The following is a 13,976-nucleotide window of genomic DNA, read 5'->3' as shown; positions in this document are numbered from 1 at the left end:
CAGTAGGCAAGGGGGGCATTTCGGCGTGTGATGGGCAACACCATCACTCGTTGAAATGGAGTTCTATTATGCCCAAGTCATCACCGTTGACCCTTGACCTGCCCAAGCCACAGTTGGTCGAAGCCGAGGGAGAGCCCCGGGTTGACCCGCTCCAGTTGCTGGAGGGGGCTACTGTCCGGGTGTTCTACGAAGGGATGCTCAGCACCGACAGTATTGCGTTGCGCTGGCAGTCGACACCGGGGGAATACGCGCCGATTGCCTCCCTGGATGGCGTCGAAGCGGGCTCGGTCGAGTTCCACGTACCCCCGTATTACGTAGGGCTGCGCATTGATAACTTCGCGCTGTTTTCCTATGTCGTTACCCGCGATGGCGAGGAACATCCTTCCCCCGTTGCCGACGTGTTCATCAAGCTGCCGTCCAATTTGCCGCAACTGCAGATCTTTCAAGCCTCAGGCGGTGTTCTGGACCTGTCCTTGTTGTGCGGTGAAGACCCGGTTCTGCATGTCGACGCCTGGCCGTTCATCGACCCGGTTCAAGTGGCTCAGGTCTATATCGGGGGGATTTACCCTGATGGGTCCAAGGCCAGTCTCTACCCTTATGAAGATGCACCGGTAACAGAGGAGGACGTGCGCCACGGCTGGACCCGAAAGTTGTCCCGTGCCGAGCTGGCCACGCTCAAGCATGACAGTGAGCTTTATATTGCGTTCTACGTTGAGTTTTTGCCGCGTGCGGATTCCAGGCCGGTGTATCGGCTGATTTCTGGTTTGGTGTTGACGTTGCTCATCGAGCCTCATTTGGATCTCGTAGCGCCCACGGTGGTGGAAGCCACGCAAATCACACCTGAAAATCTCGTATTGAATCCGGTCAATACCCAGGACGGTGCGACCATCCGGGTCAGCTATGAGCATATGTGCCCTTGCGACTGGGTTTGCGCCTTCTGGGAAGGGACTGCCGGGGCAGGCACTCCGGTAATCGAGTGCAAGCAGGCCGACAATCGGGACGTTGTTGATTTTAATGTGCCGGCGTCAGCCATCAGCGCCAATTTCAATAAGCAGGTGTCGGTCCGCTACACCGTCCGACGGGAAGGGCAAACCTGGTCGGCGCTGCCGCGACCGGTAAAAATCCTGAATATCTCCGGCCTGCCCAAGCCGCAGGTGGAACAGGCCACGGGCAGTACGCTGGACCTCAATACGTTCCAGGGGGACGCGCAACTGACGGTGGCGGCCTATGCCTACGGCGCCTTGGGGCAGCCCTGCTGGATGTGGGTAACCGGTGAGCGGGAAGATGGCGCGCCTTATCGCTTCGATGTGCTGGATGGCGAGCCGCTCTCCGAGCAATGGCTGCAGGAGGGCGTCAGTACGCTGCTGTCCCGCCGCGATCTGCAAAAGCTGGCCGATTGCAGCCGCTTTGACGTGCATTTTGCGGTGAACTTCGATGGCCGGTCCGACAGGGCCAGCGCCGAGCCGTTTCCTGTGCTGCACCTGGATATTCATCAGGAAGACCTGGTCCTGAAACCCTTGACCATTCGGGAGGCCGTGGGCTCGCAGTTGACGGTATGGAATGGCCGTGATGGCGTGACGGCACGGGTGGAATATGACCACATCAGTGCTCATGACGAGATCAGCGTGTGTTGGACACAATCGGACGGTAGTTGCCTGCCGTTGCCACCCAAGCCGGGTAACACTGATCCGAAGTACGTTGACTTCACCATTCCCCGCGAGGCTGTAATCGCTGGAAGCGGCAAAACAGTGCCCGTCAGTTACAGCGTCGCGAGCGCATGCAAGCACGTCACGTCAGCTGACCTGGAGCTACAGATCAGTGTCCCGCAGCGCTTGCCTGCGCCAGAGGTGCCGCAGGCCACTCAATTGCCCGGTGGCCAGGGGACACTGGACTTGCGCACCTTTACCGGGGATGCCGAGATTACGCTGCAAGCCTGGTGGTTCATCCTGGCGGGGCAAAAGGGCTGGCTGGAATGTACGGGAACCTTGCTCGACGGGTCGTCCCATACCCTCAAGCTGCTGGTCAATGAGCCGATCACGCAAGAGCAGGCAAACCATGGGTTGTCGCACGTTCTGCCTCGTGAGGAACTGGAAAAGTTTCGCCACAGGTCCGTATTGAACATCGTGTTCAAGGTTACGGCGGACGGCAGCTCCCATGTGAGCGAAGCAATTGTGTTCCCTGTGCTGATGTTGCTGTTGCGCAAGCAGTACAGAGACCTGACGGATTTCAACGATCAGACCTTGGGTTTATGGACCGTAGGGTCAGGCGCACCCGATGCCAGGGATATCAGCATTGAATATATGGGGACGGGACCTGACGGCAAGCCCGATTACGCAGTCAGGAATTTCACATACACCAATAACAGTTTCGGCCCGATCCTGCAGCGGCGCTTCTTGGATTTGGAGAGCGGTTTTACTTATCGGTTTTCCGTACGGGTTCGACGGTACAGCGTTGCGTTCGCGACGCCCAAGTTATCGTTGCGCAAAGACTCCATTCAACAAACACCGGTGGAGGAGTTGGTTGATCTGAACTGGCACACACTGAGCTTCACCTTTACGCCAACCATCGCTCCCGTGCTGCTGGAAATCTATAGCCATGAAGGCGCTACGAGCGGCAACGATTGGTACATGGATGATTTCCTGGTCGAGGGGATTTAATCCGCGCTGAAAAGACAATGCCCGCTTCGATGCGGGCATTGTCTTTACAGGCTAGGGCTGATTATTTCGGACCGAGAATCTTCACCAGCTTATCCGGCGACGGCGCTCCTTGCTGTTCGCCCTTGTCATCCAGATAGAAAATCACTCGTGCCACGACGTGCCACTCGTCGTGCGGCGTGGTTTTTGAGGTTGGAACTGTGAATTCTGACAGTAGATTCGGTTTCTTTTTCAGCATTTGATAAGGGCTCGCCAGTCGGACTGGTTTCAGTCCGTCATGAGGCGCTCTTCTCATGGAAAAGGAGTTTAGGTATGCCTGCCAAATCTGCAACCGCCATCGTTCCTGAGGTTACATTGGTTCAAGCTGTGGGACGAAGGCTGGATCCGCTTGATGCGATCGACGGCGCAACGCTTCGAGTTTGTTATGAAGGAATGAGTGAGGATGACCTCATTCGGGTGTTCTGGAAGAGCTTGCCAGGGGAAGAATATGCGCCTGAGCCCCTGCATGGTGTGACAGAGGGGTGTGTGGATTTTCATATCCCGCCCTATTACGTCGGGCTGCGTATCAATCGCTTTGCGCTGTTTCGTTGTGTGGTTACCCATAATGGCGAGGAGTTTTCCAGCAGTGAGAGCGATATTTATGTGACATTGCCGTTCAACGATCTTCCCCATCCTGACGTGCCTCAGGCGGTCGATGGGGTGTTGGACCTTACAGTATTGTGTGGGCAAGACCCGCAGGTGTATGTGACGCCTTGGGTGTTTATTGATCCGATTCAGTTCGTTTGGCTGGACCTCCATGGCACCCTGGCGGACGGGAGCGCCTTTACGCTTCGCCTGGTCAATCACGAGCAGGTGACAGAAGCCGAGGTGCATGAGGGATGGCGCAGAGCTTTACCCTTGGACAAACTGCGGGGGCTTAAACAGGGCAGTCAACTGACCCTGGTATTTATCGTGGCCTTTAACGGTCCGGAGGATGATGCATCCAGACTTTTTCCGAGTACCACATTGACGGTGCTCACTGAACCCCATTTGAATCTCGTGGCACCTACGCTGGTTGAAGCGACGCTGATTTCGCCTGAACACTATGCACTCAATCCGGTCAATGCCCAGGAGGGGGCTACCATCAGGGTCAGTTATGAGCAGATGTGCCCATGCGACTGGGTGTGTGCCTATTGGGAGGGCACGCCCGGGGCGGGTAGCCCGCAGCTGGAATGTAAAAATGCTGGCGATGAGGCGTTTGTGGAATTTCACGTGCCACCCTCGGCTATCAGCGCCAATTTCAATGAACAGGTCACGGTCCATTACACGGTCCAGCGGGAAGGTCAGACGTGGCCATCGCCTGAACGCCATGTGCAAATTCTCAATGTCAGCGAGTTGCCTGCACCGCAGGTTCTCCAGGCCACAGGCCATGTACTGGACCTCAATACCTTCCACGGTGACGCACAAGCCCTGGTGATTCCTTTCCCTTATCGTGCCTTGGGCCAGCCTTGCTGGTTATGGGCCACCGGTGAATTGGACGATGGCACGCCTTACCATTTTGATGTGCTGGAGGGGGAGCCGCTGGCCGAGGAGTGGTTGCACGACGGCGTCAGTGCGGTGCTGTCGCGGCATGAGCTGCAAAAACTGGCGGATTGCAGTGGGTTGAGCGTGCACTTTGCGGTGAACTTCAATGGCCAGGTTGATCTGGCCAGCGCTGAACGGTTCCCGGTGTTGCACTTGGAGCTTGAACAGGAAGCGCTGGTGCTCGACGCACCAAGGGTGCTGGAGGCAGTCGGCCAGGACCTGACGATTTGGAACGGTCGGGACGGTGTGACGGTGCGTGTGGAGTATGCACACATCAGCTCGGGGCAAATGATCAGCCTGGACTGGATTCGGTCGGACGGTACCCGCTTGCCGTTGGCGCCGGAGCCCGGCAACGGCGACCCGGGTTATGTGGATTTCCCAATCCCCCGTGAAGCGGTGATTCAAGGCGCCGGTAAAACGATCCAGATTAACTACACCGTCACCAGTGCCTGCAAGCGGGCACCCTCCAAAACGCTCAATTTGCGCATCAGTGTACCGGTGCGGCTGCCGGTGCCGGTAGTGCCCGAGGCCACGCCACCTGCGACCCAAAGCGGTATTCTGGACCTGCGGACATTCGCGGGAGATGCCCATATTACTGTGGAAAAATGGTGGTTTATCCTGGCGGGGCAGAGAGGTTGGCTACAAGTAGACGGCACAAGGGAAGATGGGAGCGCCTATGTCATCAGGGTGATGATGGCCGAACTGATTACCGAGGGGGATGTTGAGAACGGCCTGAGACGGGTTCTCCTGCGCTCCGAGTTGGAGCAGTTGCGTAACCTTACACCGTTGGTCGTGACATTCGGCTGCACGCCGGATGGCAGTCCCAGCCCGGGTCAGGAGATCGTCTTCCCAGTACTGAGTTTGGTTTTTACCAAGCCTATGAAAGATGTAACTGACTTTAACCCGAACCAGAAAGGCTGGAATAACTGGCAAAGAGGGGCGGGAGCAGCATCTCAGGGTGACCTGGTACTTAAAACCGGGGCAGTGCCGGGAGCTGCGTCGGGGTATTACTTGTTTGATTGGGGGAATACGTACACCAGTAACCCCGTTACACAGCGCGAAAAGCTTTTCAAACTCTACACTCAACTGCAGTCAGGCCGTATTTACAGGTTCAGTGCTTGGATACGTGACAATAGCGGCTCACCTCCAAAGCCTTCTATGGTGTTGGTGGCAAACGGGGCCGATATTACTTCGATCACCTCTCCTGGGTTGTCTTGGCAGTTGCTCCAAGGAACCTTTACTGCCACTTCAACGACAAGGCTCAGCGTTGATAATCGTCAGATGGGGAACCCCGGCAATGACTTCGATGTGACGTTACTGGTGGTGGAGGAGGTTTGATCTGCTTGGAATTGGTCGCTTGAAGGATACAGGCCTCCGGCTTTTGGGAGGCCTTTTCCAACAGTCTGCTTATTTCGGACCGAGAATCTTCACCAGCTTATCCGGCGACGGCGCTCCTTGCTGTTGCTGCAATCCACCCTTGTCATCCAGATAGAAAATTGCCGGCGTGGCCGACAACTCCAGTTCGTCCATCAGCTTCATATTCGAATCAAGCTTGGCCTGGATATCCGCCGGGATCTTCTCCAGCGCCTGCAACTTGCTGCCTTTACCGGCCGACTCATGGGCTTCCAAGGCCTGTTGCGGGTCCTTGGCGGCAAACAGCGCGGCCGACTTGCCCGGGCTGTCTTCACGGATAATCCCCACCATGATGTGCCGCAACTGTACCTTGCCCGACTTCACCCAAGGCCGCGCCTGCTCCCAGAACATATTGCAGTACGGGCAGTTCGGGTCGCTGAACAGGTACACGATGCGCGGCGCGTCCTTGTTGCCGTCCTGGATCCAGTTGCTGTGTTCCATCTTGGCCCAGACTTCCTTGGCCATCGGCGCATACACCAGTTTCTCCAGCGGCGCGGTGCTCAGGTCATTGCCATCGGCGTCGTACAGGTTGCCGGCAATCACGCTTTTGCCATCGGCAGTCAGGTACAGCGCCATGCCACGGTTCTGGTATTGCGCCGCATAACCCGTGAGGCCGCTGGGCGCATCGAACTTGCCGATGATCCTGGCCCCCTTGGCTTCGATGTTCTTGATCGGCGCCGGCCAGTCTTCGGCGTGGACCAGGCTGGCGGCCAGGGTCAGGGGCAGGAGTGTCAGCAGGTGGCGGAGGCGGAGCATGGCGAATTCCTTGTGGTGGCCGGCAAGGCCGGTTTGGCGGGGGTCGGCTCGAAGCGCTCCATGGCGCGGGCCAGGCTGGCCTGGGACAACTCGCCCAGGTGGCTGTTGATCAGGCGGCCGTCCGGTTGGTAGAACAGGGTCGTCGGCAAGGCCATGGAGCCGACGGCCTGGCCGAGGCGGCCGCTGGCGTCGAACAGCACGTTGTCCAGGTTCAGGCCCTGGGTCGCCAGGTAGGTGGCGACGCTTTGCATGCTTTCGGCCTGGTTGACGAACAGGAAGGTCACGTCCGGGCGCTGGCGCTGGGCACTTTCCAGTACCGGCATTTCGCGCCGGCACGGCGGGCACCAGGTGGCCCACAGGTTGATCACCAGCGGGCCGCCCTTGTAGTCGGCCAGTTGCACGGTTTCGCCATTGGCGTTGCGCAGGGCAATGTCCGGCAGGTGCGTGCCTTTTTCGTAGAGGGTCAGGGACAGGCTGGTCAAGGCCCAGAACGCCAGGCCGATGATCACGCCGGCGCTCAGTGGCTTGCGCAGCAGCGGGCGGCGCCAGCCGTAGATCAGCGCGCCGATGATCAGCACGATCACGCCGGGCCAGGCGAGAAAACCGCCGTCGCGCAGGTCGACGATTTGCAGCGGGTCATTCTGGTAGTACGACCAGTACATCAATACGAAGCTGACGCGTGCGGCGAGCATGCCCAGCAGAAACAGGGTGAACAGCACCGACTCGGGGTTCTCGCCGCCGCGCTTGGCCACCCGCCAGCCCACCAGGGTGGCGAGGATCAACGCCGTGATCAGCAGCAAGTGATTCAGGGCGATGGCGAAGGTGCCGATGGTCAGTGTCAGCATCAGAGGGCTTCCCGGGCTTGGGTCCAGCGTTGCAGGAAGGCGGCAGCGTCGACTTCGCCGGTGATGCGCTGGGCGCGGCGCTCTTCACCGTCGGGGCCGATCCAGACGAAGCTCGGCGGGCCGGGAACCTTGTAGCGGCCCAGCAGCTCGCGGCTGGCGGCGTTGTCGGCGGTGACGTCGAGGCGCAGCAGGCGCACATCCTTGAGGGCGTCCAGTACCTCGGGTTTGCCGAACACCTGTTTTTCCATGATCTTGCACGACACGCACCAGTCGGCGTAGTAGTCCACCAGCACCCATTGGCCCTGGGCCTTGGCACTGTCGAGCTGGCTTTGCAGCACGGCCGGGTCGTTGATGGTCATGAAGGCTTCGTGGGCGGTGGGAGCACCGGCTGCCCGCGAGCCGCTGTAGACCTTCAGCGGTTGCCACAGGTCGTCGCTGCCGCCGGCCGCGCCGATCACCAATACGCTGCCCCAGAGGCCCAACACCAGCGAACCGGCACCGAACAGCATGGCGGTACGCCCGAAATCGCGGGCCAGGCGCCAGCCGCAGTAGGCCATGACCAGCGCCAGCACACCCCACAAGCCGAGCCACAGGGTTTCACCGACCACCGGGCGAATCATCAGCACGGCGGTGGCGAGGAACAGGAAGCCGAAGATGCCCTTGAGGATATTCATCCAGGTGCCAGGCTTGGGCAGGAAGCGGTTGCCCACGGTCACCAGCAGCAACAGTGGCACACCGATGCCGATGCCCATGGCAAACAGGATCAGGCCGCCGTGCAAGGCGTTGCCGCTTTGGGCGATGTACAGCAGCGCGCCGGCCAGGGGCGCAGTCATGCACGGGCCCACCAGCAAGCCGGACAGGGCGCCGAGCACGCCGGCGCCTACCAGGCTGCCGCCGCTTTGGTTGCGGCTGACGTTGTCCAGGCGATCGCGCAGGAAGGCCGGCAGTTGCAGTTCAAAGAAGCCGAACATCGGCAGGGCGAGAATCACAAACAACGCAGCGAAGCTGCCGAGGATCCACGGGGTTTGCAGCAGGGCGGCGAGGTTGCCGCCGAGCAGCGCAGCCAATACACCGAGCGCGGCATACACCAGCGCCATGCACACCACGTAGCTGGCGGCCAGGGCAAAGCCGCGCCGTGGGCTGGCGCCGCTGCCGACCACAAGGCCGGCGAGGATCGGCAACATCGGCAGGGAACACGGGGCGAAGGCCAGCAGCAGGCCCAGGCCGAAGAACACCAGCAGGCTCCAGCCCAGGCTGCGTTGTTGCAGGCCGCTGGCCAGGCTTTGGTCCTGGGCCTGGCCGGTGGCGGCGACGGCAGGGTTGCCGCCCAGGTCCACGGTGATCGATTGCGGCGGGTAGCACAGGCCGGCATCGGCGCAGCCTTGCCAGCCGAGCTTGACCTGGCCGGTGGCGCCAGCGGGAATCTTCACTTCCAGGCCCTGGCGATAGACTTGCTGCTCGCCAAAGAACTCGTCGCTGTGGGCTTCGCCCTGGGGCAACGTCGGCTTTTCGGCCAGGCCATCGAATTTCATGCGCTGCTGGTACAGGTAGTAACCGTCGGCAATCTGCCAATACAACTGGGTTTCGCCGGAGGCCAGACGCTCGGAGGTAAAGGTGAAGGCTTTGCCCACCGGGAGGAAGTCGGGTTTGGTCTCGAATGGATTGTTGCCAGGCGCGGCCTGGGCGAATCCAGCAAACACTACCAGCAGAAAGATAAACAGATGCCGCATGATCAAGCCTTAGTTCGAAGCAAGTGGGACACACAATGTGTGGCGTTGATTAACCGATGATTAACCGGGCTATCCTAGAAAGAAGGGATTATCCGGGATTCTTGGCGTTGGCGGCATAATGCACGCTTAATCCACTGCCTTTTTAATCACCCTCACATTTTGCAAAGGGTTCACCATGCACGTACTGGTCTGTGAAGACGACGAGCTGATCGCCAGCGGCATTGTTGCCGGGCTCAGCGCCCAGGGCCTGACGGTCGAGCGCGTCGGCACGGCTGCGGCTGCCCGGGCGATGCTCAAGGTGGCGGAATTCGACGTGATGGTACTCGACCTCGGCCTGCCGGATGAAGACGGCTTGAAGCTGTTGCAGCAACTGCGCAGCCAGGGCCTGGAGATTCCAGTGCTGATCCTGACCGCACGGGATTCGGTGACCAACCGCGTCGACGGCCTGCAGGCCGGTGCCGACGACTACCTGCTCAAACCCTTCGACCTGCGCGAACTCGCCGCACGCCTGCACACCCTGTTGCGCCGGGTGGCTGGGCGCAGCGTCAACCTGATCGAGCACGGGCGCCTGACCTACAACCCCAGCAGCCGCGAAACGTTGCTGGGCGGTGAGTCGGTGGACCTGTCCCGCCGCGAGCAGGCGCTGTTGCAGGCCCTGTTGCAAAACCGTGGTCGGGTGCTCTCCAGCGAGCAGCTCAAGGACAGCGTCTACGGCCTGAACGACGAACTGGAAAGCAACGCCCTCAACGTGCACATCCACCACCTGCGGCGCAAACTCGGCAACGGCATCGTCGAAACCGTGCGCGGCCTGGGCTATCGCCTGGGCCCGGCTGACGGTGGAGAGGACGCTTCGTGATGAGCCTGCGCCTGCGGCTGACCTTCAAGCTCGGCGCAGCTTTCGTGCTGATCTGGGTCCTGGCCGCCGCGTGGATGCTCAACGACCTGCGCAACCAGATGATGTTTTCCCTCGACCAGCGCCTGGTGGCGTCGGCACGCATGGTGGCGGGCCTGATGGAGCAGATGCCCGGCCTTTCCAGCACGGGGGAGGGCGCGCACTTCAGCGCCGAACAATTGAACGTGCCAGGCGGTATGGCGTGCCAGGTCAGTTCCTTGCGCGGCGTGGTTTTGGCCCGCAGCCACACCACGCCGGACCAGGGCCTGGAGTCGCGCAAGAGCGGCTTTCGCGACCAGATGATTGATGGCGTGGGCTGGCGCAGCTTTACCCTGTCCCGTGGCGATTTGTTTATCACCACCGCCGACCGGCAGGTGGAGCGTGAAGCGTTGAACCTGTCGATCCTGCTGGCCGCCTCGGTGCCGGTGGGCGTGGCATTGTTGGGCTGCCTGTGCCTGTTGTGGCTGGGGATCGGCCAGAGCCTGTTGCCGCTCAACCGCATGCGTGACGCCTTGATGCGCCGCAGTGCCGACTCCCTCGAACCGTTGCAGATCAGCCCGCTGCCCAGCGAACTCAAGCCACTGCTCGACACCCAGAACCAGTTGCTGCAACGCATCGCCAAGACCATCGAGCGCGAACGCCGCTTGACCGGTGACGCGGCCCACGAACTGCGCAGCCCGTTGACTGCGATCAAGACCCACCTGCAAGTGGCGCGCATGACCGAAGGCGCCGCCCGTGACCAGTCCCTGGCCCACGCTGAAGAGGGCGCCGACCGCTTGCACCGCACCCTTGAGCAGTTGCTGCTGCTGGCGCGGGTCGAAGGCAGCCTGTCGTTTGATGACGGCCTGCAATCGAGTGCCGAGCAAGTTGCGCAACTGGCGATCCAGGATGCCAACGGCGGCGACAATCAGCGTATTGACCTGATCCTGGCAGACGGTTTGTCCGAAAAACCTTTGGAAATGCCGGTGGGCCTGGCCGTCGCGGCCCTTCGCAACCTGCTGGACAACGCGTTGCGCCACACCCCGGCCGATACCCGGGTGGAGCTGAGTGTGTCCAGCGCTGGCGACAATGTGGTGTTCCGGGTGCGTGACCATGGCGCGCCGATTTCCAGCGAAGACTTGCAACACTTGACCCAGCGCTTCTGGCGCAACGGCAATAGCCCGGGTTGCGGCCTGGGGTTGGCGATCGTCCAGGCCATCGTGCAGCGCTGCTCGTGCTCCCTGAAATTCGACAGCCAGGCCGATGGCATGCGCGTCGACCTGGGCATGCCGTTGCGGCGCTGAAACCTTCTTTTCACAGCACACATAGCTACCGCCATCCTCAAGCGCAACGCTTCAGGATGGCGGTCATTTTTTTGTGTTTGAACCGGCTGAATGACTCGGCCTGTGTTGAAAAGGACAGCCCCTATGTTGGTTATCGATTCCACGTATCCCGCAAACGACTTCAATGAGCGCAATGGCCAAGCCGTGCGCCAGGTGATTGTGCATTACACCGCCGCGCCCTTTGCCTCGTCATTGCGTGCACTGACCCGCGACGGTTTCAGTGCCCACTACCTGTTGGCCGACCCCCATGACGCCAGCTACCGTGCCGCCGGCTATGACGAGTTGCGGGTATTTCGCCTGGTGGACGAAGCGCAACGCGCCTGGCACGCCGGCACCAGCCACTGGGCCGGGCGCGATAACCTCAACAGCCGCTCCATCGGCATTGAAATCGTCAACCAGGCCCGGGATGACGCCGGTGTGTTGACCTTCCCGGCGTATGGCGCAGAGCAGATTGACGTGTTGATCGCCTTGATTCGTGACATTCAGGTGCGTTACCCGGCGATCGGTCCTACCGACATCCTCGGGCATTCCGACATTGCCTATTGGCGCAAGAGCGACCCCGGCCCCCGCTTGCCATGGCGCTGCCTGTTCGAGGCGGGCGTGGGGGCCTGGTATGAAGAGGTGGCCAAGATGGCCTATCAACGTCGGTTCGACATCGGCCTGCCGCCAGAGGTTGAGGTGGAGCGGGCGTTCCAGCGCTACGGTTATGCCCCGGCGAAAAATCGCCTGGGTTTCCAGCAACGTGTCCGTGCGTTCCAGATGCATTTTCGGCCCTCTGACTACAGTGGGCGGCTGGATGCGCAGACCTGCGCGATCCTGTATGCGTTGAATGAAAAATACACCGGGGTGGCCGGGTAAATCCGCTAAAGCTGTTTTTAACGACCACAGGTGTAAATCCTCCCTTCGCTGATGCGTTTCCAGAACAGGAAATCCGTGCGCGGCCCTTGGGCCTGGCGCCAACGGGTGGGCAGTTTGGTCACCATCATCAGCGTATTGAGGGATCGAGAGATGTCAGTCGCTACCAGCCGTATCGAAGAGACCCAGGCGGTCCCTGCGGAAACGCTTTACCAGTTCGATGAAACCCCGCTGCTGGCCCGCCAGCGCCAGCAGGAATCCAATGCCCGCAGCTACCCACGGCGCATTCCCCTGGCGCTCAAGCGCGCCCGAGGGATCTATGTCGAGGACGTCGAAGGCCGCAGCTTTATCGATTGCCTGGCCGGTGCCGGCACCCTGGCGCTGGGGCACAACCACCCGGTGGTGATCGATGCCATTCGCCAGGTGCTGAGCGATGAATTGCCGTTGCACACCCTGGACCTGACCACGCCGGTCAAGGACCAATTCGTGCAGGACCTGTTCGGCCTGCTGCCGCCGGCGCTGGCGCAGGAAGCCAAGATCCAGTTCTGCGGCCCCACCGGCACCGATGCGGTGGAGGCCGCGCTGAAACTGGTGCGCACCGCCACCGGGCGGAGCACGGTGTTGTCATTCCAGGGCGGTTATCACGGCATGAGCCAGGGCGCCCTGAGCCTGATGGGCAGCCTGGGGCCGAAGAAGCCACTGGGCGCGTTGCTCGGCAATGGCGTGCAATTCCTGCCATTCCCGTACGACTACCGTTGCCCGTTCGGGCTGGGCGGCGCGGAAGGGGTCAAGGTCAACCTGCATTATCTGGAAAACCTGCTCAACGATCCCGAGGCCGGTGTATTGCTGCCGGCGGCGGTGATCGTCGAGGTGGTGCAAGGCGAGGGCGGCGTGATCCCGGCTGATCTCGACTGGCTGCGCGGCCTGCGGCGCATTACCGAGCAGGCTGGCGTGGCGCTGATCGTTGACGAAATCCAGAGCGGCTTTGGTCGCACCGGCAAGATGTTTGCCTTCGAACATGCCGGCATTGTCCCGGACGTGGTCGTGCTGTCCAAAGCCATCGGCGGCAGCCTGCCGCTGGCGGTGGTGGTGTATCGCGACTGGCTCGACACCTGGTTGCCGGGCGCCCATGCCGGGACCTTCCGTGGCAATCAGATGGCCATGGCGGCCGGCTCGGCGGTGATGCGTTACCTCAAGGACCATGACATTCCCGCCCACGCGGCCGCCATGGGCGAGCGCCTCGGCGAACACCTGCGCATCCTGCAGCGCGACTTCCCGCAGTTGGGAGACATTCGTGGCCGTGGGCTGATGCTCGGTGTGGAACTGGTGGACCCCGCCGGTGCGCCTGATGCCCAGGGCCACCCGCCGGTGCATCGCCAACTGGCGCCGCTGGTGCAGCGTGAATGCCTCAAGCGCGGGTTGATTCTCGAACTGGGCGGGCGACACGGCAGCGTCGTGCGTTTCCTGCCGCCGCTGGTGATTACTGCCGCAGAAATCGACCGTGTGGCCGAGATTTTTGGTCGCGCCCTGGCGGCGTCAGTCACCAGCCTCTAATTTTTTATCGGGCTGGCACGTTCCTTCTTACATCAGCTGTGCGTGGTGCGCAGCCAGCCTTACACCGACGGAGAACAGCAATGACCTCAGTATTCGACCGCGAAGACATCCTGTTTCAGGTAGTGGTCAACCATGAAGAACAATATTCCATCTGGCCCGACTACAAGGCCGTGCCGGAAGGCTGGCGCACCGTGGGCAAGAGCGGGATGAAGAAAGAGTGCCTGGCCTACATCGAAGAAGTGTGGACCGACATGCGCCCGCTGAGCCTGCGCCAGAAGATGGATAGCCAGGCACTTGCCGGCTGACCCGGACCTCGGGCATAACACCGACTCAAATGTGGGAGCGGGCTTGCTCGCGAAGGCGTTGTTTCAGTCACCGTATGTGTTGACTGT

At 60.9% G+C, this 13,976-nt stretch carries 10 protein-coding genes and 1 pseudogene; 7 read left to right on the top strand and 4 right to left on the bottom strand.

The genetic code is table 11. From position 1 onward, the window contains the following. Positions 1-68 precede the first annotated feature (68 nt). Positions 69-2,657 carry a hypothetical protein gene (locus ACW9I6_RS16070; protein WP_457339524.1) on the top strand — a complete coding sequence of 863 codons (2,589 nt, stop codon included), beginning with the start codon at positions 69-71 and terminating at the stop codon, positions 2,655-2,657. Positions 2,658-2,718: 61 nt separating this feature from the next. On the opposite strand, the pseudogene ACW9I6_RS16065 reads toward ACW9I6_RS16070, so the two are convergent. Continuing rightward, positions 2,719-2,799 (bottom strand): annotated as a pseudogene (locus tag ACW9I6_RS16065) (thiol:disulfide interchange protein DsbG); the annotation flags it as partial. A 167-nt stretch (positions 2,800-2,966) separates the two neighbouring features. Here ACW9I6_RS16065 and ACW9I6_RS16060 point away from each other — a divergent pair. Continuing rightward, positions 2,967-5,555 carry a carbohydrate binding domain-containing protein gene (locus ACW9I6_RS16060; RefSeq protein ID WP_102605700.1) on the top strand — a complete coding sequence of 863 codons (2,589 nt, stop codon included), beginning with the start codon at positions 2,967-2,969 and terminating at the stop codon, positions 5,553-5,555. A 69-nt stretch (positions 5,556-5,624) separates the two neighbouring features. On the opposite strand, the gene dsbG is transcribed toward ACW9I6_RS16060, so the two are convergent. Genes dsbG through dsbD form a run of 3 tightly spaced genes read right to left on the bottom strand, consistent with a single transcriptional unit; the run spans position 5,625 to position 8,961 of the window. Beyond that, the gene (gene dsbG / locus ACW9I6_RS16055; protein ID WP_457339523.1) at positions 5,625-6,386 is read right to left on the bottom strand and encodes a thiol:disulfide interchange protein DsbG; all 762 of its coding nucleotides are present in this window, start codon (positions 6,384-6,386) and stop codon (positions 5,625-5,627) included. Next, complete coding sequence (locus tag ACW9I6_RS16050) at positions 6,362-7,231, bottom strand: TlpA disulfide reductase family protein (RefSeq protein WP_177020579.1); 870 nt, start codon at positions 7,229-7,231, stop codon at positions 6,362-6,364. Before ACW9I6_RS16050 ends, dsbG begins: the two co-directional genes overlap by 25 nt. Then, complete coding sequence (dsbD, locus tag ACW9I6_RS16045; protein ID WP_087695095.1) at positions 7,231-8,961, bottom strand: protein-disulfide reductase DsbD; 1,731 nt, start codon at positions 8,959-8,961, stop codon at positions 7,231-7,233. Before dsbD ends, ACW9I6_RS16050 begins: the two co-directional genes overlap by 1 nt. A 175-nt stretch (positions 8,962-9,136) precedes the next feature. Here dsbD and ACW9I6_RS16040 point away from each other — a divergent pair, with 175 nt between their 5' ends. The 5 genes from ACW9I6_RS16040 to ACW9I6_RS16020 all read left to right on the top strand — a co-directional run bounded on the left by ACW9I6_RS16040 (position 9,137) and on the right by ACW9I6_RS16020 (position 13,889). Beyond that, a complete protein-coding gene (locus tag ACW9I6_RS16040) occupies positions 9,137-9,817 on the top strand; it encodes a response regulator (RefSeq protein WP_003209011.1) in 681 nt (226 codons plus the stop codon). Next, on the top strand, positions 9,817-11,136 hold the full coding sequence (locus tag ACW9I6_RS16035) for an ATP-binding protein (RefSeq protein WP_008431673.1): 1,320 nt from the start codon (positions 9,817-9,819) through the stop codon (positions 11,134-11,136). Before ACW9I6_RS16040 ends, ACW9I6_RS16035 begins: the two co-directional genes overlap by 1 nt. Positions 11,137-11,259: 123 nt before the next feature. After that, the gene (locus ACW9I6_RS16030; protein ID WP_003209007.1) at positions 11,260-12,033 is read left to right on the top strand and encodes an N-acetylmuramoyl-L-alanine amidase; all 774 of its coding nucleotides are present in this window, start codon (positions 11,260-11,262) and stop codon (positions 12,031-12,033) included. A gap of 150 nt (positions 12,034-12,183) precedes the next feature. Then, positions 12,184-13,584 (top strand): aspartate aminotransferase family protein, encoded by a 1,401-nt coding sequence (locus tag ACW9I6_RS16025; RefSeq protein WP_087695097.1) that lies wholly within the window; start codon positions 12,184-12,186, stop codon positions 13,582-13,584. An 80-nt stretch (positions 13,585-13,664) separates the two neighbouring features. Then, positions 13,665-13,889, top strand: coding sequence for an MbtH family protein (locus tag ACW9I6_RS16020; RefSeq protein WP_003209001.1), 225 nt, complete (start codon positions 13,665-13,667; stop codon positions 13,887-13,889). Positions 13,890-13,976: the final 87 nt, after the last annotated feature.

The organism is Pseudomonas sp. SDO5522_S412 (assembly GCF_054071215.1).
This window is presented reverse-complemented; position numbering and strand designations above follow the sequence as displayed.

Coding starts and splice junctions, on each gene's coding strand:
- ACW9I6_RS16070 (WP_457339524.1), top strand. CDS start 69: ATGCCCAAGTCATCACCGTTGACCCTTGACCTGCCCAAGCCACAGTTG.
- ACW9I6_RS16060 (WP_102605700.1), top strand. CDS start 2,967: ATGCCTGCCAAATCTGCAACCGCCATCGTTCCTGAGGTTACATTGGTT.
- dsbG (WP_457339523.1), bottom strand. CDS start 6,386: ATGCTCCGCCTCCGCCACCTGCTGACACTCCTGCCCCTGACCCTGGCC.
- ACW9I6_RS16050 (WP_177020579.1), bottom strand. CDS start 7,231: ATGCTGACACTGACCATCGGCACCTTCGCCATCGCCCTGAATCACTTG.
- dsbD (WP_087695095.1), bottom strand. CDS start 8,961: ATGCGGCATCTGTTTATCTTTCTGCTGGTAGTGTTTGCTGGATTCGCC.
- ACW9I6_RS16040 (WP_003209011.1), top strand. CDS start 9,137: ATGCACGTACTGGTCTGTGAAGACGACGAGCTGATCGCCAGCGGCATT.
- ACW9I6_RS16035 (WP_008431673.1), top strand. CDS start 9,817: ATGAGCCTGCGCCTGCGGCTGACCTTCAAGCTCGGCGCAGCTTTCGTG.
- ACW9I6_RS16030 (WP_003209007.1), top strand. CDS start 11,260: ATGTTGGTTATCGATTCCACGTATCCCGCAAACGACTTCAATGAGCGC.
- ACW9I6_RS16025 (WP_087695097.1), top strand. CDS start 12,184: ATGTCAGTCGCTACCAGCCGTATCGAAGAGACCCAGGCGGTCCCTGCG.
- ACW9I6_RS16020 (WP_003209001.1), top strand. CDS start 13,665: ATGACCTCAGTATTCGACCGCGAAGACATCCTGTTTCAGGTAGTGGTC.